14 protein-coding genes are annotated in these 17,833 nt (G+C 63.1%); 4 read left to right on the top strand and 10 right to left on the bottom strand.

The genetic code is table 11. The annotated features are described in order from the left end of the window. Positions 1–49 precede the first annotated feature (49 nt). The gene (locus ACKLNI_RS05825; protein ID WP_413718110.1) at positions 50–1,330 is read left to right on the top strand and encodes a DUF3422 family protein; all 1,281 of its coding nucleotides are present in this window, start codon (positions 50–52) and stop codon (positions 1,328–1,330) included. Here ACKLNI_RS05825 and ACKLNI_RS05820 read toward each other — a convergent pair. The 4 genes from ACKLNI_RS05820 to ACKLNI_RS05805 are packed head-to-tail and all read right to left on the bottom strand — an operon-like array spanning position 1,327 to position 5,648. Further along, a complete protein-coding gene (locus ACKLNI_RS05820; protein WP_413718109.1) occupies positions 1,327–1,899 on the bottom strand; it encodes a GNAT family N-acetyltransferase in 573 nt (190 codons plus the stop codon). The genes ACKLNI_RS05825 and ACKLNI_RS05820 overlap by 4 nt on opposite strands. Continuing rightward, positions 1,896–2,873 carry an ABC transporter permease gene (locus ACKLNI_RS05815; protein WP_413718108.1) on the bottom strand — a complete coding sequence of 326 codons (978 nt, stop codon included), beginning with the start codon at positions 2,871–2,873 and terminating at the stop codon, positions 1,896–1,898. Before ACKLNI_RS05815 ends, ACKLNI_RS05820 begins: the two co-directional genes overlap by 4 nt. Then, complete coding sequence (locus tag ACKLNI_RS05810) at positions 2,866–3,873, bottom strand: ABC transporter permease (RefSeq protein WP_413718107.1); 1,008 nt, start codon at positions 3,871–3,873, stop codon at positions 2,866–2,868. The genes ACKLNI_RS05815 and ACKLNI_RS05810 overlap by 8 nt, the downstream gene beginning before the upstream one ends. 59 nt (positions 3,874–3,932) lie before the next feature. Next, a complete protein-coding gene (locus ACKLNI_RS05805; protein ID WP_413718106.1) occupies positions 3,933–5,648 on the bottom strand; it encodes a peptide ABC transporter substrate-binding protein in 1,716 nt (571 codons plus the stop codon). A gap of 314 nt (positions 5,649–5,962) precedes the next feature. On the opposite strand from ACKLNI_RS05805, the gene ACKLNI_RS05800 reads away from it, so the two are divergent. Further along, complete coding sequence (locus ACKLNI_RS05800) at positions 5,963–7,801, top strand: ABC transporter ATP-binding protein (RefSeq protein WP_413718105.1); 1,839 nt, start codon at positions 5,963–5,965, stop codon at positions 7,799–7,801. Continuing rightward, positions 7,798–8,967 carry an acetylornithine deacetylase gene (gene argE / locus ACKLNI_RS05795; RefSeq protein WP_413718104.1) on the top strand — a complete coding sequence of 390 codons (1,170 nt, stop codon included), beginning with the start codon at positions 7,798–7,800 and terminating at the stop codon, positions 8,965–8,967. Before ACKLNI_RS05800 ends, argE begins: the two co-directional genes overlap by 4 nt. A gap of 177 nt (positions 8,968–9,144) precedes the next feature. Here argE and ACKLNI_RS05790 read toward each other — a convergent pair whose 3' ends face one another. Both ACKLNI_RS05790 and ACKLNI_RS05785 read right to left on the bottom strand, forming a co-directional pair. Next, positions 9,145–11,550, bottom strand: coding sequence for a ligase-associated DNA damage response DEXH box helicase (locus ACKLNI_RS05790; protein WP_413718103.1), 2,406 nt, complete (start codon positions 11,548–11,550; stop codon positions 9,145–9,147). 126 nt (positions 11,551–11,676) lie between these two features. Beyond that, entirely contained in the window at positions 11,677–12,987 is a 1,311-nt protein-coding gene (locus ACKLNI_RS05785) for a P-loop NTPase family protein (protein WP_413718102.1), read from the bottom strand. A gap of 138 nt (positions 12,988–13,125) precedes the next feature. Here ACKLNI_RS05785 and ACKLNI_RS05780 point away from each other — a divergent pair, with 138 nt between their 5' ends. Beyond that, positions 13,126–14,751 carry a glycosyltransferase family 87 protein gene (locus tag ACKLNI_RS05780; protein WP_413718101.1) on the top strand — a complete coding sequence of 542 codons (1,626 nt, stop codon included), beginning with the start codon at positions 13,126–13,128 and terminating at the stop codon, positions 14,749–14,751. Here ACKLNI_RS05780 and ACKLNI_RS05775 read toward each other — a convergent pair. The 4 genes from ACKLNI_RS05775 to ACKLNI_RS05760 all read right to left on the bottom strand — a co-directional run bounded on the left by ACKLNI_RS05775 (position 14,745) and on the right by ACKLNI_RS05760 (position 17,831). Further along, positions 14,745–15,230 carry an A24 family peptidase gene (locus tag ACKLNI_RS05775; RefSeq protein WP_413718100.1) on the bottom strand — a complete coding sequence of 162 codons (486 nt, stop codon included), beginning with the start codon at positions 15,228–15,230 and terminating at the stop codon, positions 14,745–14,747. The genes ACKLNI_RS05780 and ACKLNI_RS05775 overlap by 7 nt on opposite strands. Positions 15,231–15,246: 16 nt before the next feature. Next, positions 15,247–16,104, bottom strand: coding sequence for a tetratricopeptide repeat protein (locus ACKLNI_RS05770; protein ID WP_413718099.1), 858 nt, complete (start codon positions 16,102–16,104; stop codon positions 15,247–15,249). Between the two features lie 48 nt (positions 16,105–16,152). Then, complete coding sequence (locus ACKLNI_RS05765; protein ID WP_413718098.1) at positions 16,153–16,722, bottom strand: tetratricopeptide repeat protein; 570 nt, start codon at positions 16,720–16,722, stop codon at positions 16,153–16,155. 104 nt (positions 16,723–16,826) lie between these two features. After that, positions 16,827–17,831, bottom strand: a complete 1,005-nt coding sequence (locus ACKLNI_RS05760) for a type II secretion system F family protein (protein ID WP_413718097.1) — start codon at positions 17,829–17,831, stop codon at positions 16,827–16,829. Positions 17,832–17,833: the final 2 nt, after the last annotated feature.

Raw genomic sequence — 17,833 nt, 5'->3', positions numbered from 1 at the left:
GAGTTCGAAGCCGCTAGGTTCCGCGAAGTCGACTGAAAGGCGTGCGGCCATGGCTCCCATCGAAGACCATCCATTGCGCTATGCGCTGGCAAATGAATTGCACGCGCGGCCGTTTCCCACGCTGAACCCGCCTTGCCGTGCGGCCTTCCTTGCGATCAAGCAGCCGACGAACGCGGGCAATCGGGATCGCGAGCTTGACCGTGCGCACCTGATCACACTTCTCGACCGCTACGGAGCCCAGCACCCGCAGCCGGGCGCGACCCATTATTTCGGCCAGATCGGCAAGCACCAGCTCAAGTGGGAATGCCACACCGAGTTCGTCACCTACACCATCTTCGGCGATGGCGTCGCCGAGACTCCGTTCGATGCAAGTACTTTCAACATGTTCCCCGAGGACTGGTTGTCCGATGCGCCCGGCGTGCGGATCACCTCGGCCCTGATCCGGGTCGAGAAATTCGAGTCCGAGGAGGCGGTTTCGGAAAAGGTGGATCGGTGGTTCGTCTCCGACAGTCTCGCGGTCAGCAAAGTGCTGGACGACAGCGGCATCATGGCGGGGGACTTCCGCATCGACGAAGGCGGCCACATGCGGTTCGCCCTGTTCGTCCGGCCGAAGGTTGGTCCCCAGCGCGTTGGCCGGGTTGTCCAGCGTCTCTGCGAGATCGAGACCTACAAGACCATGTCGATGCTGGGCTTCAGCCGCGCTCGCGAACTGGGTCCCCAGATCGGCGCGATCGACCGCGAGCTGACCGAGCTGATCTCCAACATGTCGGGCGACAGTTCCCGTCCCGAAGAGACACTGGCCTCGCTGCTCGACGTGTCCTCGCGTCTCGAGGACATCCTGGCCAAGTCCTCGTTCCGCTTCGGCGCGACCGGCGCCTACGAGACGCTCGTCAACCAGAGGATCAGCGTTCTGCGAGAGGAACGTTTCTTCGGACGGCAGACCTTCGCGGAATTCATGACGCGGCGTTTCGATCCGGCGATGCGGACCGTGAAGGCCACCGAGGGCCAACTGCGATCCATGGCCGAGCGTGGTGGCCGGGCAGCCGACCTTTTGCGAACGCGGGTCGACGTGGACAGATCGGCACAGAACCAGGCGCTGCTGGAATCCATGGACAAGCGCGCCGATCTTCAACTGCGCCTCCAGCGCACCGTCGAAGGTCTTTCCGTTGTCGCCATCAGTTACTATGCCGTCAATCTCGCCACCTACCTTGCCTATCCGCTGACCGACCCTCTGGGCGTCAGCAAGGGTGTGGCCACCGCCGTGCTGACGCCGATCGTCATCCTCGGTGTCTGGTTCATGGTCAGGAAGATACGGAAAAGCCTGCACTAGGCGTCGGGCGTCCACCGCATCAGAACGCGCACGGCACTGCGCTCCTCGACAGCCCGGAACCCGGCGCGTTCCAGCGCCGGCACCAGCCCGACGAAACCGTCGCATCTCTGCAGGTCCGGCCTTGGCTTCAGTGCCGCCGCGTCGACGGCCTCCGCGCCCTGACCTGCGGCATGGGAACAGGCCGCCGTTGCAAGCCGGGTCATCAGCCCGCTGCGCCGCGCGGACCGGGAGACGAAAAAGCACGACAGCGCCCAGACGCGCTCGGGATCGACGGGGCCCTTCGGTTTCGACATGCGGCCACGGTTGAATCGTGGCACGTCCGCGCGCGGCGTCACTTGCACCCAGCCCACCGGGGTCTCACCGTCCAGCGCCATCAGGCCCGGCGCCGGGCCGTCCTCGACCCTCTGCCGGAATGCGGCGCGTAGCGCGTCGCGGTTCCGGGCCACGATCTCCTGCGATGGCACGCGCCACCACATGCACCAGCAGTTGTTGGTCTCGCTCTGCGCGGCGAAGAACGGCTCGAAGACGGGCCAGAGGTCGGGTGTCAGCGGCGTGAACCGCAGCGTCACCGCCCCCGGATCCTCGGGTCCAGCGCGTCGCGCAGGCCGTCGCCGATGTAGTTCACCGACAACACCGTCAGCGAGATCATCAGCCCCGGCCAGACCACGCGCTCGGGATACAGTTCCATCCGGTCGACCGCGTCGAACAACAGCTTGCCCCAGGTCGGGAAGTCCGGCGGAAATCCGAAGCCAAGGAACGACAGCGCCGATTCCGTGATGATCGCCGTTGCGATCCCCAGTGTGGCCGAGACCATGATGGGCGACATTACGTTCGGCAAAAGGTGCCGGGTGATCATCTTCGACGGTTTCGTCCCGATCGATCGCGCAGCCAGCACGAACTCCCGTTCCTTCAGCGCCAGGATATCGCCCCGCACGATGCGCGCGGTCTGCATCCATGAAGTGATTCCGACCAGTGTCACGATCAGGATGAACGTCCCGCCTTCGGGGCCGAATGCGCTGGACAGCGGATCGCGGAACAAAAGCACCGCGACCAGCAACAGTGGCAATAGCGGCAGCGCCAGGAACAGGTCGGTCAGCCGCATCAGCGGTCCGTCCAGCGTGCGGAAATAGCCCGCCAGCACGCCGATCAGCGTGCCCAGAACCACCGACAGCACCATCGCAGCCAGCCCCACCGCGATCGACACGCGCCCACCCGACAGCAGTCGAGCCAGGGTGTCGCGCCCGATGTTGTCGGTGCCCAGCGGATAGGCCCAGTTGACCTTGGCTTCCGCGTCCCAGAGCCCGACATAGATCGGCCGCGTATCGCGCAGCGTCAGGAAGTCCCGCCCGGTCGGCACGAACTTGGGGTCGTTCCAGTAGACGAATGGCCCGACAAGGATCAGCGCCAATATCAGCGCAAAAACTGCCATGCCCCACCACGCCCCTCGATGGGCGCGGAACTGGTCCCAGACATCTGCCCACTGGCTGCGGGGCGGGGCGCTCGGGACCGGCTCGGTCGCGACTTGGACGGGGGCGTCAGTCATAGCGGATCCTCGGGTCAAGAATGCCGTAGAGGACGTCGGCGATCAGGTTGAACAGCACGATCAGCACGGCGAAAATGAAGGTCAGGGTCTGGACCATCGGCAGGTCGTTGGCCTGGATCGCGGTGATCAGCAACTGACCGATCCCGTTCACCTTGAAGACCTGCTCGGTTATGATCGCGCCGCCGAAGATCGAAGGAACGCCCAGAGCGATGACGGTCACGACCGGGATCAGGCTGTTACGCAGCACATGCACCAGCACGACGCTCCTCTCGCTCAGCCCCTTGGCGCGGGCCGTGCGGACATAGTCCTGGTTCAGGTTGTCCAGCATGCTGGCGCGCATGAAGCGGCTCAGCTGCGAGGTGATCTGCAAGGCCAGCACCATGACGGGCATCACCATCTGTTGCAGCTGGACCTTGAAACTGGCCCAGTCGACCACTTTGTGCGTCGTGTCGTAGATCGAGGGGAACCACCCAAGTTGGACCGAGAAGATCACGATCACGAGGACGCCCGAGAAGAACGGCGGCACCGAGAAGCCGATCATGGTCACGAAGGTGCCGGCGTTGTCGAACCAGCTGTACTGGCGATAGGCCGAATAGATGCCGATGGGCAGGGCGATCAGGATGGCCACGACATAGGCGGTGCCCACCACCCAAAGGGTCTGCGGCAGGCGCTGAACGACGATATCCATGACCGGCGAGCGCGTCTGCCACGAGATCACGCGTTGCTGGCCCTCGCCCCAGGCGGTGCCGAAGATCGCGTCGGCGAAGTGCAGAGGTTCGACGACGAAGAATTGATAAAGCCACTTGGGAAACGCGATGTACCAGGCCTGGCCCACGCCAAGCGCCTCGCGCATCTTCTGTTTTACTTCGTCAGGTACTGTCAGCGGCACTTGCGCCATAGGGTCGCCGGGTGCGAGTTCCAGCAGGAAGAAGATAACCAGACTGATGAACAGAAGCGTCGGAACGCTCAGCACCAGTCGCCTGATCGTGTAAGTCAGCATGCGTTCGGTTGTCCCCGGGGAATGCGCCGCCCCGAGCGAACGGAGCGGCGCGTTTTCACTTAGTTACCGATGCGGTACCAGTCGGCGATGTTCCAAATCTCGCTGTCCCAGACGTTGAGCTTCACGCCACCCAGCGAGGTCGCGTGGGCCGACAGACGGCCACGGTGCACCAGCGGGATCATGCCGCCGTTCTGGACCACCATGTCGTTCAACTGGTGCGCGATCTTGGCGCGCTCGTTGATGTCGGCGGTCTTGGCCAGCTGGGCATGCAGCGCGTCATACTCCTCCATGCAGAAGCGGCTGATGTTCTCGCCCTGCCACTGGGTCGCCGGGGACGGCGCCTTGTCACAAAGCGCATTGCCCAGATAGACCTGAGGGTCCGTGCCCGAGAAGGTGTTGGCGTACATCTCGACGTCGGCATAGAACTTCTGGAACGTGTCCGGGCTGCCCGGATCGCCGCCGAAGAAGACCGAAGCGTCGATGTTGCGCAGCTCGACCGACATGCCGATCTCTTCCCACCACTGCTTGATCAGCGCCTGGAAGTCCTGACGGACGGCGTTGGTCGAGGTCTGGTAGAGGATCTTCAGCGGCACGCCGTCCTTCTCGCGGATGCCGTCGCCGTCGGTGTCGACGATGCCGGCCGCGTCAAGCATGGCTTTCGCGCCTTCGATGTCCGGCGTGTCGCAGGTCATGCTGGTCGAGGCATAGATTTCGGGTGCCGGCACCCAGTTGCAGGTCACGCGGCCCGCTTCGCCATAGCCGATCTCGACCAGCAGCGGACGGTCGATCGCCATCGACATGGCCTTGTAGACCGCCGGGTCCTGCAGGAACGGATGCGGACGGATCACCGACCGCTCGTCCGGGCCAAGGGCCGGGTCGGGGTTGGTGTGGTTCAGCATGATGCGCTCCATCAGCGGACCGAAGCCCGCGATCGGAACGCCCTTGCCGCCTTCCTTCATCTTCGCGATGACATCGGGGGCCAGCTGAAGGTTCCAGGCATAATCGAATTCGCCGGTCTCCATCACGGCGCGGCCCGCAGCCGTCGCGTCGCCGCCGCCCTTGAAGGTGACGGTGGCGAAGGCGGGCTTGCCTTCCTCGCGGTAATTCTCGTTCGCGGTCAGGATGATCACGTCATTCGGTTTGAAGTCGGTGACGGTGAACGGGCCGGTGCCGACGGGATAGAAGTTGGCGTCGGTGCACTCGGGCGCCTTGGCGCCAAGGCACTCGGCGAACTGGGCCGCCTGGATGATCGGGCTTTCGTTGCCGACGAACGGGCCATAAGGGTTGGGCGTCGGCTGGCTGAAGTTGACGATAACCGTCAGATCGTCCGGCGTCTCGACGCTTTCGACACCCTCGAACTTGGTCAGCTGCGCGCAGCCGCCCTCGGGATGGGTGCAATATTCATAGGTGAACTTGACGTCCGCGCTGGTGAAGGCGCTGCCATCGGACCAGGTCAGGCCCGGCGTGATCTTCCAGGTGATCTGCGTCAGGTCTTCGCTGACGCCGCCGTTGCCGACAGTGGGCAGCTCGTCCACCAGCCAGGCGGTCAGCGTCCCGGTTTCGTCGTAGCGCGCCAGGGGCTCGATCACCAGCGATGCGGCTTCGATATCCTTGGTGCCGCCCGACAGAAACGGGTTCATGATCGAGGGCGCCTGCCAGTAGATGATCTTCACTTCGCCGTCGCGCCCGCGGGGACCCTCATGGTCCGCGGCAAATGCCATCGGCGCCATGGCCGTCAGCGCGACCGCACCCCAAAGTGCTGTCTTGAGCTTCATGGTATTCTCCTTGTTGGATTTGGAACGCGTTTCAGCACCCGCCTGAACAGACGGGAAGACGGGTTCTCGTATTGCAGGTTGGGTGAAGGTCACCACGATCCAGCTTTGTTGATTATCCCCATCCGGGCCGAAGCGCGGACCAGCAGAGTTTCGACCGAAAGACCGTCCAAAGGCAAGCGTCCGAGTGGTGCGTTTCGAAGATTCGACCGATCCTTGTGCGTTGACCTCGCGTCAGAGTGCAATCCTGCGCCATTCGTTTGACACTGGCTTCGCACCGCGATTAGCGTTTCGCAGTCCAACGGGAAAAGACCTACATGCTCGATCAACCGCTCGCCTCGCTCAAACGACTCCGTGTGGAATTCCAGACCAAGGACGGCCCCGTTCTCGGGGTCGAGGACGTCAGTTTCGATGTCTATCCGGGCGAAACCGTCTGCATCGTTGGCGAATCAGGGTCCGGCAAATCCGTCTCCTCTCTCTCCCTCATGCGGCTTGTCGAGTTCGGAGGCGGCCAGATCGCCGGAGGAGAGCTTCTGTTCGACCGGGGCAAACAGGGCGGTGGCATGATCGACGTCGCCAAGGCCGGCGACGATACGATGAAGACGATTCGCGGCAACGAGATCGGCATGATCTTCCAGGAGCCGATGACCTCGCTGAACCCGGTCTTCACTGTCGGCCGTCAGCTGACCGAAGGCCTGCGCGTCCATAAGGGCATGTCCAGGGAACAGGCGCGCGAGCGCGCCCTCGATCTCCTCCGGCAGGTCCGAATCCCCGAACCCGAACGCCGTCTCACCCAGTATCCGCACGAATTGTCCGGGGGCATGCGCCAGCGCATCGTCATCGCGATGGCCTTGGCCTGCGAGCCCCGCCTCCTGATCGCCGACGAGCCGACCACGGCGCTTGACGTGACCATCCAGGCCGAGATTCTCGCGCTCATCGACCGGCTGAAACGCGAAACCGGGACAGCGGTCATGTTCATCACCCACGACATGGCCGTTGTCGCCCAGATGGCCGACCGCGTTGTCGTCATGTACCGCGGCAACAAGGTCGAGGAGGGCCGGGTCGAAGAGATCTTCGAGAACCCGCAGCACGATTACACCAAGGCGCTTCTGGCCGCGGTTCCGAAGCTGGGGGAGATGACGGGCAAGCCCGCGCCAGAACCGATGAAGCTGATGAACGCGCCGGTCCGCGAGACCGGCCCGATCCTGCCCAGGTCCGACAAGGTGCTCCTCGACGTCAAGCACCTGACCACGCGCTTCGCAGTGAAGGGCGGCTTCTTCCGCCGCACCGTCGCGAACGTGCACGCGGTCGAGGACGTGTCGTTCCAGGTCAAATCCGGCGAGACACTCTCGCTCGTGGGCGAGTCCGGCTGCGGCAAATCCACCTGCGGCCGCTCGATCCTCCGGCTTGTCGAGCCGCTCTCGGGTGAGGTCTGGCTTGACGGAAAGAACGTCATGGATTTCGGAACCGAAAAGCTGCGCGCAGCCCGCCGTGACATGCAGATGGTCTTCCAGGACCCGTTCGCCTCGCTGAACCCGCAGATGAAACTGGCCGACCAGGTGGCCGAGCCTCTGCTGAATTTCGGCATCGGCAACGCCTCCGAGCGCAACGACCGCGTAGCGCAACTCTTCGACCGGGTGGAACTGCCCCGCAATTTCATGCGCCGCTACCCGCACGAACTTTCGGGCGGCCAGCGCCAGCGCATCGCCATCGCCCGCGCGCTGGCGCTCAACCCCAAGCTCATCATCGCCGACGAGGCGGTCTCCGCACTCGACGTCTCTGTGCAGGCGCAGGTCCTGAACTTGATCCTCGAGTTGCAGGCCGAACTCGGCATCTCGATCCTCTTCATCAGCCACGACATGGCGGTGGTCGAGCGTGTCAGCCACAACGTCGGCGTCATGTACCTTGGCCGGATCGTGGAACTGGGATCGCGCCAGGCGATCTTCGAGAATCCCCAGCACCCCTACACGAAACAGCTCCTCGCTGCCGTGCCCGTGGCCGACCCGCGCCAGCGCAAGTCCGAGAAGGACCTCAATTTCAAGCCGATCCCTTCGCCGATCTTTCCCGTCGATCATACGCCGGAGCCCTCGGTCTACGACGAAGTCGCGCCCGGGCATCTCGTGCTGAAAGGTACCTGGGGCGGGTTCGAGAGATGACCTCGATCCCCTCCGCGCGCCAGATTCTCGACGCGCTCGTCTCTTTCCCCACCGTCAGCCACGACACGAACATCCCGCTCATCGACTGGGCCGAGGCCTACCTGACGCAAATCGGCCTCACGTCGCACCGGCTGGTCAAGGAAGACGAGCCGACGAAACACGCCCTCTTCGCCTCGGTAGGGCCCGACGTTCCAGGCGGCATCGTGCTCTCGGGCCATACCGATGTGGTCCCCGTCGAGGGCCAACCCTGGTCGACCGATCCCTGGGAGGTGGTCGAGAAGGACGGCAAGCTCTTCGGGCGCGGCACCTGCGACATGAAGGGATTCGACGCCCTTGCGCTGAACGCGCTTCGCAAGGCGCGCACGGCGCCGCTGAAGCGCCCGCTCCAGATCGCGCTCTCCTTTGACGAGGAAATCGGCTGTGCCGGCGCGCCGCCCCTTATCGCGGCCATGGAAAACGCCGGCCTGCCAAAGGCCGCCATGGCCATCATCGGCGAGCCGTCCATGATGAAATGCGTCACTGCGCACAAGGGCTCCTCGGGCTTCGACGTTCATGTGAAAGGTTACGAGGTGCATTCCTCGCTCCTCGACCGGGGCGTCAGCGCCATCATGGAGGCCGCGCGCCTGGTCGAGTGGGCAAACGCTCGGAACGACGAGAACCGCGCAAAGGTGCCAAGCGAGCTCGCCGCCATCTTCGATCCGCCCTGGACGACGCTGCATGTGGGCAAGATCAGGGGCGGCACGGCGCACAACATCACCGCCAAGGATTGCCGTTTCGATCTCGAGTTCCGCGTCGTGCCGGACGAAGACGTCAACGACTGGATCGAGGCCGTCCGCGCCGTTGCCGCGGAAATCGAAAAGCGAATGCAATCGGTGCACCCCGCGACGGGCATCGATCTCGAACCCTATTTCGGCGTTCCCGGCCTTCGCCCCGAACAGGACGGCGCCGCCGAGGCCCTCGTGCGCCGCATCACCGGCGACAACGGTACCCACGTGGTCAGCTACGGCACCGAGGCCGGGCATTTCCAGAACGCCGGCATATCCTCGGTCATCTGCGGCCCCGGCGATATCGCCCAGGCGCACCAGGCCGACGAATGGCTCTCGATCGAGCAGTTCGAGGCCGGCGAGGCCTTCCTCGACCGGATCATCGACAGCCTCTGCGACTGAGACCCCGGACACGACCGGACTTTCCCTCCATCGGCCCTCAAATATCCCGGGGGGCCGCGCGGAACGCGCGGTGGGGGCAGCGCCCCCTCCGGCCTTGGGCGTTGCAGTATGCCGGGGACTCCGCGCGCCCGTGCCATACGTTTTGCCGACCTTTTGCCGACGCTTTGCCGATAGTGGTCAGCCGCTCTCCAGCCCTGCCGCCTCCATCAACCGTGCGGCCTCTTCGGCCAGCATGCGCTCACGCCCCTCGCCGTGGATCGGCACGCGCCCGGGTTCCAGGAACAGCGGCGCGGCCAGAGGGGTGACACGATCCAGGATGACATGATCGATCCGCCCCCGCGTCCGGCCCAACATCTCCTCGATCCGTCCGAAGTCCACCAGTCCCCGCATCGCCTCCTCGCGGGTGATCTTCAGCAGGAGATGTCCCGGATCATACTTCGTGAGCGTGTCGTAAAGGATGTCCGATGAAAACGTCGCCTGCCGCCCCGACCGCCTCTGCGGCCCGAAATTTCTCTCCAGCATCATGGAGATAACGGCGGATCCCTTGAACGTCCGCTTCATCACGGCATTGCCCTGAAGCCAGGTCTCGAAGGCTTCGCGCAGGTTCTCTCCATCGAAGAGCGGCGCCGGGTCCGGCACCCGGTCCAGCCCCCAGATCAGCACCGCGTAATCGGTCGAGACGAAGCCCAGCGGGTTCAGCCCTTCCGCCTCCATTCTGGCAGTCACCAGCAGGCCCAGCGTCTGCATCGCGTTGCGACCGGCAAAACCGTAAATGCAGGTGTGCTGCCGTCCGTCATGGGGAAAACTCTCCACCAGGATCCGGTCGCTTTCCGGCAGTTTCGACCTCTCCCGCTGCAAGGCCAGCCACTCGGCCGTATGCCGTGGCAGATCGGGCCAGCTCTCCTGCTGGAACATTCTCAGAATCCGGGCACTTAGCTGCGTCGACGTGGCGAATTTCGTACCCGCGAAAACCGCGATCTTCGGCGGTTTGTCGGCCCGGCGCGACACTTCGACCGTCATTTCGCGCAGGCCTTCGTAGCGCACCACCTGTCCGCCGATCAGGAACGTGTCGCCAGGCGTGAGGCTGGCGGCGAAGCCTTCCTCGATCTCCCCCAGCGGGGCGCCCCGGCCACGATACCTCACTTTCAGCGTGTCGGTGTCGAGGATTGTGCCAAGGTTCATCCGGATGTGTTTCGCGGCCCTCGGATCCCGCAATTCCCACAGCCCGTCCGGCCGCTGCTTCAGGCGCTGCCACCGGTCATAGGCCCTAAGCGCATAGCCCCCCGTCGCCATCATCTCCAGGCATTCGTCGAAGACCTGCCTCTCCAGCTCCGCATAGGCCCCCGCGGTTTTGAACGTCGCAAAAAGCTCATTCGCATCGAACGCCCCGCGGCAGGCCCTGATCAGGATGTGCTGGCAAAGCACGTCCCGCGGTCCCGGCCCCCGCGGATCACCGTCCAGATCATGCTCCCGCACCGCCGCCAGCGCCGCTACGCATTCCACCACCTCGAACCGGTTGGCGGGCACGATCAGCGCCTTCGACGGTGCGTTGTAGCGATGGTTCGCGCGCCCGATCCTCTGCACCAGCCGCTTCACGTTCTTCGGCGCGCCCACCTGGATGATCAGATCCACATCCCCCCAGTCGATCCCCAGGTCCAGCGTGCCGGTGCACACGATCGCACGCAGTTCCCCCCGCACCATCGCTGCCTCGACCTTCGCGCGCTGCTCGCGGGCGAGGCTCCCGTGGTGGATGCCGATCGGCAGGCCCTGGTCATTCGCAAGCCACAGATTGTGAAAGAAGATCTCCGCCTGCGCGCGGGTATTGTGAAAGATCAGCGTGGTCTTGTGCTTCTTCACCTCTTCCAGCACTGCCGGGATCGCATAGCCGCCGCCGCCGCCGGACCAGGGCGGCATCGCGTCGGTTCCCAGCATGGCGATATCGGGGTCGGGGCCAGGATCGGCATGGAGAATCGGACAAGGGTCCGGATGGCGCGCGAGGAACGCGGCGATGGCGCCCGGGTCCTCGACAGTGGCCGACAGCCCAACGCGCCGCAGCCCCGGCACCATCGCCTGCAACTCGGCCAGGGCCAGCATCAGCTGGTCGCCGCGTTTGGATTCCGCCAGCGCATGGATCTCGTCGATCACGATCCGGCTCAGCCCGGCGAACATGCGCGGCGCGTCCTCGTAGGTCAGCAGCAGAGCGAGCGATTCAGGCGTGGTCAGAAGGATATGGGGCGGGTCGACCCGCTGCCGCTTCTTCAACGTCTGCGACGTGTCGCCTGTCCTGTCCTCGACCCGGATCGGCAGGTTCATCTCGGAGATCGGCGCCGAGAGATTCCGCCGGATATCCGCGGCGAGCGCCTTCAGGGGCGAGACATAAAGCGTATGCAGTCCTTCGCGCCGGTCTTCCGCCAGTTCCGCGAGCGTCGGCAGGAACCCCGCCAGTGTCTTGCCGCCCCCCGTCGGTGCGATCAGCAGAAGCGAAGGCGCATCCGCGCGCGCGACCATCTCGGCCTGGTGCGGATGCACCGACCATCCGCGCGCGGCGAACCAGTCATGAAAGATCGGGGGCAGGGCGCTCATGGCCAAGAGTTAGACCGACGGCAGCGCAGGGGAAAGCCGCGCCTTTCTTCTTGGTCGAAATATGCCGGGGAGCGCGAGGGGCAGAGCCCCTCGCATGGATCGACGCGCCGTCAGGCGCGGCGAAACCTAGTGCACGATCTTCTCTTCCTTGACGAACATGTTCGCCCAGGCCCGGTCGATCAGTTCGGGGCTCATCTGATAGGGGATGCCCTCGAACTCGCAGATCGCGATCATCTGGTCGATCAGGAAGATCGGCTGATAGTTCGCGTAGATATTGTCGATCGACGGGTACTTGTTCTTGATCAGGTAGACCAGCGTGTCCTCATCCAGCGGCATTTTCCGCTTCCGGGCCACCATCGCGAAGATCTTCAGATAATCTTCCTGTGTCGGCCCGTCGATCTTGATCTTGAAGAAGATCCGGCGAAGCGCCGCCTTGTCGAAGATCTCGTTCGGGTGGAAGTTGGTCGAGAAGATCACCAGCGTGTCGAAGGGAACCTCGAATTTCTCGCCCGATTGCAGGGCAAGGATGTCCTTGTTCTCTTCCAGCGGAACGATCCAGCGGTTCACAAGCGCCTGCGGCGGTTCTTCCTGCCGGCCAAGGTCGTCCACGATGAAGACGCCGCCCGAGGATTTCAGCTGCAACGGCGCCTGGTAGGTCCGTGCGGTCGGGTTGTAGACCAAGTCCAGCATCGACAGCGACAGTTCACCACCGGTGATCACCGTCGGCCGGTCGCACAGAACGTAGCGGGTGTCGAACCGGTTCGAACTGCGACGCAGCGAATTCGGATCCTCCACGATTTCCTCGGCGGCCGTGTGAACGATCGGGTCATAGACCGTGATGACCTGACCCGAGTATTCGATGGCACGCGGGATATAGATCTTGTCGCCCAACGCGTCGCGAATGCCGTTCGAGATGGACGATTTGCCGTTGCCCGGCGGTCCGTACATCAGGATCGAACGGCCGGCCGAAACCGCGGGTCCAAGATGGTCCAGCAGTTCGTCCGGCAGGATCAGGTGACCCATCGCGCCGGTGAGCTGGTCACGGGTGACCTGGATATTCCGGATGGACTGACGCTTGACCTGCTCGGAGTAGACTTCCAGGGGAACCGGCATGGCGCCGTAGTATTCCGACTGCGCAAGCGCATCCAGAGCACGGGCTTTGCCGGCTTCGGTCAGCTGATAGCCCATTTCCCCGCCCGAGTTGGCGTGCAGCGTCCCTGTCGATTGCAGCAGCTTCTGCTCGCGCGCCATGTCGATCAGTTCCTGCGTCACCGGAATCGGCAGGCACATGGCCCTGGCCAGTTCGCCACAGGTCTCGAGGTTCATGCGGAAGATCGTCTTCAGCAGAATGTCGCGCATCATCACGATCGGCAGCTTCATTCCGTCGAGAGAGCGTGGCGCCGGGGGCGCAATGACGTTCGACGTTTGCATATTCATCGGATTCTACCCGTGCCTCTCAAAATATACCTGTGTATTCCCTTTCGTTGCCCCGGCAGGGACAGTAGAGGGAAACACCCCTTTGCTGGACGATACATGACCGGTTATTGTGGCTAAAAAATGGAAAAAGGATGAGGAATGAGCAGGCCGAATCCATATCTTCTGATCGGCGCCCTGCTGGTCTTCATCGCTGGTTTCGGAGGCCTGTCGGTCATCCAGAACGGCCTGTTTCTAGATACGCATGAAGGCGATACCTATCATCTCCTCGATATTCTGTTCCGGATGGAGCAGGGACTGCAGCCGCATGTGGATTTCGTAACGCCGCTCGGACTTCTGGCCTTTCTTCCGATCGTACTGCTCATGCAGGCGGGCATGGGCGTTGGCGCGGCGATCGTCTGGTCGCAGGTCGCCCTTGCGCTTCTCCTATTCCCCGTCGTCGCCTATGCGGCGGCCACGCGCCTGCCGCGTCGCACGGCCTATGCCTTCGGTCTCTTCGTTCTCGGTCTGGTTATGGCTCTGACCTATGGCGGCCCGTCGTCGGGGGCGTCCATCTCGATGCACTACAATCGCTGGGCCTGGGCGCTGGCGTTCGTGATGCTGGTTCTGGGAATTCTGGCGCCACAGGGCCGGTCTCGCGAAGTTCTCGACGGCGTCCTGATCGGCGTGCTCGCCTCTGCCCTGCTGCTGATCAAGGTCACGTTCTTCGTATGTCTGGTGCCCGCCGTGGCGATCGCGCTTCTCTGGCGCGGAGAGCGCCGGGCTTTCTTCGCGGCTTTGGTGACAGGCATCCTGGCCGTTCTGCTGGTGGCGGTCGTCTATGGCCCTTCCCACTGGCTCGGGTACCTGGCGGATCTCAGGACGGTATCATCCTCTGACGTCCGCCCCTTCGTAGGAGTACCCTTTAACCAGATCGTGGCGGGGCCGCCGTTCCTCGGCGGGACCATACTGGGCATTCTGGCCGTGTTCCTTCTGCGCCAGTCGGGACAGACGCGGGCGGGCACTCTGTTGATCCTGCTGTTGCCCGGTTTTTTCTACATCACCTACCAGAACTTCGGGAACGATCCGAAATGGCTGCTGTTCCTGCCCATCCTCCTGATGACCCTGCGTCCACGCGCGGGCGAGGTGTCGGTGGCGGGCATCGACCTGTCTGACGGCGCGGCCCTGATCTCGGCCGCGGCACTCGCGCTGTTTTTCCCGTCTCTGGCCAATCTGACCCTCTCCCCGGTCAACCACGCGGCGATCCAGTCGGCCGAATTCCTGCCGATGCTGTCGGACCGTCCTGACGATCAGGACATATTCATTCGGGTCGACAGGGCGAACACCATATCCGCCGAAGTGCACCTGGATGCGACGTCGCCGGTCTGGGGAAAATATCGCGAGGACGCGAACCGCGAACCCCCGCTCAGCATCGCCGGCATCGAGCTTCCCCATTGCGAACTTCTGGCGGGCTCACGCGCCTATTTTGTCGAGATCGCGAACGACCTTAAAAGAGCCGGCATCCCGGACGGCAGCCAGTTCTTCACGACAGGCATCCTCAGCGCGTTCTGGCTGTTCGGACCTTATGCGCCGCTGGAGGGCGGTGCGCCGTGGTACTATGGTGGGTTGTCGGGTGTGGAAAACGCCGACTATGTGCTTGTTCCCAAATGTGGATTCGTCTCTCGCGTCCAGCGGATCATGCTCAACGACATCGAAGCCGCCGGATTGGATCTGGCAGTCGTCCGGGACAATGAACTCTATGTTCTGCTCGCGATCGCGGATCAGTAGAAGAACGCGATGATCAGGTAGAACATCAGCGCCGGAGCCAGCGCAAAGCCCATCGGGAATTCTTTCCTGGTCCAGCTTTCCCAGTCGGGAAAACGCTCCCGGATCGAAGACGCGCGTGCACCGCGATGGATGATGAACGCCGCGATAACGGTGCCTCCGAGCAGGAACATGAACGCGAAAGCATCCGCGCGTGCGATGAAGGGAGCCATGGCTGCCCCGTATTTCGCGTCGCCTGCGCCCATCAGTCCCAGCGAACTCAGGACAAACCCGATCACCAGTACGATGGCGAAATGCGACCATCTCCAGAGGTATTCCGTGAAGGGCAGGGCGATCAGCCCGATCACTGCGAAGACGATCAGCAAGGACAGAACGGCCTTGTTCGGGATCTTCATCGAGGCCATGTCGCTCCAGGCGACCCAGACGGTAATCGGCAGCACGAAGGGGAGAAACCACGCAGCCGTGGTCCAATCTAGCACCATGTCGACGATCCGCTCCTCAGGCCCTGTTGTCCAAGGCTTCAAGGCTGCGCACGGCGGCGTCGAAGTGCTGTGGATGTGTGTCGATGGCGTCCTGAAGGAGGCTCTTCCCGATGGAAATATCGCCCTGCTTGATCGCCGAAAGAGCCGCGGTATAGATCAGTTCGGCCCGCTCGATCTGGGTCATCGGCACGACCGGCATATCGTATTTGCGTTGCGCGGCGCGCGCCAGAACGAGGTTGTTCTTCGCGGTAAACAGCGAGGAATCGTAGGTCAGCGCCTCGTTGAACAGTTTCTCCGCCTCGGCATAGTTGCCCCGGGTCAGGTGACTGTAGCCCCAGTTGTTCAAAGTGCCGCTCGGGGTCGTCGTCAGGCCGACGGCGATCTCGTAGAAACTGTCGGCCTTCTTCCATTCCTTGTTGGAGTCGGCGACCATCGCCTCCAGACGGTAGCGCTTGAAGGTCTCGTGCGTCGGCGGGATCTTGTCGAGTTCGGCCTCGGCCTCCGCCCACTGGTTGGAGCGGATCAGCGCGTCGGCATATTCGACCCGGTCATCGTTGTTCGCCCCGGGCATCGCCATGACTTCTTGCCAGGCCTGTGCCGCCAGACGCGGTTTCTTGGCGCGAACAAGGCTGATCGCCAGTCCGCGCCGAAGGTCGATGCGGTCCGGGTTCTGCGCCGAGGTCTTCTGGAAATAGATGACCGCCTCGGAAGGATCGGCGACTGTCAGCATGATGTCGTTCAGGTTCGACTCGTCGATGACGTTCACGTCCTTCAGGGCGCGCTCGACCTCTTCATCGGTTAATCCACCATCGTTGCAGCCGGCCAGAAATATGGCGCAGCCAACAGTAAGAATGACGCTTCCGACTTTACGCATGGCGCGTTGTCCCTTTGCTGCTCAAACCCACCTCTGAACCGGCCCCGATTATTCCGGGGTCTCAGTCGTGCCGAGGATCCCGTAATATCCGGGGCCACGGCGCACGAGGCGGAACTCCTCTTCGGGCGCAGAATACGCGGGATCGTCAAGTTTTGCGAGGGCCAACCGAAGGTTTTCGCGGATTTCCGCACTTCTGCCACTGTCGAGGGCGAATGCCAGCTGGAATACGCGGCTGGCCTCACCGTAATTGCCACGCTCCATCAGCACGACGCCCAGATTGTTCCAGGCCGGGGGGAAGGTTTCGTCCAGTTCGGTGGCCCGTCTGAGGATTTGTTCGGCCTGGCCCAGTCGTCCCAGTTGAAGGTTCGCCGAACCGATTGCCGACAGCACATCGGCGTTCACGCCCTGCTCTGCGGCGGCGCGGTAATAGGCCTCCAGCGCAAGCTCGTATTCGCCCGCTTCCATGAGGCGATGCCCGACGATCAGCCCGTCGACATACTCACCGTCTGCAACCCCCGAGGGCGCGAACGGGCTGTCGGATTCCTGTCGAAGGCCGGCGGCATCGCAGGCGCAAAGCCCCAGAAGGGCAGCAATCGGTAACGACAGGGTCTTCATCATGCCCACCCTTCAACGGCAAACCGGTTCCCGCAAATGCGAACGCGCGACCGAAGATATCTCCGACCGCGCGAACGATATCGCTTTTTTTCTAAACCCGATCCGGGTCAGAAACCAGCCTTGCTGAGCGTAACCGCGATGTTGTAGACCGACGGCCCGATCAGGATGATCAGCAGCGGCGGAACGGTCAGCATCATCGTGGCCAGCGTCATCTTCGTCGGCAGCTTGTTCGCTTTCTCTTCGGCGCGCATCACGCGCTTGTCCCGCATCTCGGCCGAGAAGACCCGCAACGCTTCTGCGACAGAAGTACCGAAGCTTGCCGACTGAATCAGAACGGTCACGAAGCTGGCAACGTCGGTAACGCCCACGCGTTCGGACATGTCGCGCAGAACCTGGATCTTGTCCTTACCGGCTTTCATTTCCTGGGCGATCATCTCGAACTCATCGGCCAGCGAGGGATAGCCCGCGCGGATTTCCTTGCTGACCCGAACGATGGACTGATCAAGTGACTGACCGGCTTCGACACAGACCAGCATCATGTCCAGAGCGTCGGGAAAGCCGTTGGTGATCTCTTCCTGACGCGTTTGCTGGCGTTTGGTCACCCAGTATTTGGGCATCATGTAGCCCACGGTGCCCGGAATGATGATCGACAGGATCAGCGATTGCGTCGTCGGTTCGCCTGTCGCCGAGGAGTAGATGGCATAGAGGACACCGATGATCAGGAACAGGATGCCAAGCGCAAACTGCAGGAAGTGGAAGGTACGGACCGCCTCTTTCGAGCGATAGCCCGCCTGCAGAAGCTTCAGGCGCATCTCGCTGTACTGCTTTTCGTCCTGAGGCTCGAGGAAGCTGGAGTATTTCTCCAGCTTGTCCACGCCCTTTCCGCGGCCACGGCGAAGGCGGGCCTTCTTCTCGCCCTCCGGGGCGGCGCCAGCCTGAGCAGCCTTCTTGATCTGTTCGAACGGATCCTTCTCCTTCTTCAGAAGGATCGGGAGCGTCAGCAGAACAAGGAACATGCCCAGCACGCCGACCAGCAGGAGCGGGCCCAGTTCCCCGAACTGTTCGGTCACCAGGGCATTCACCTGGCCAATGATGTTTGTGACAGCTTCCATTC

The organism is Silicimonas lutimaris (genome assembly GCF_047314965.1).
Classification (GTDB): Bacteria; Pseudomonadota; Alphaproteobacteria; order Rhodobacterales; family Rhodobacteraceae; genus JAVJUV01.
Note: the sequence above shows the minus strand (reverse complement) of the source record. Positions and strands in the feature narration are given on the sequence as shown.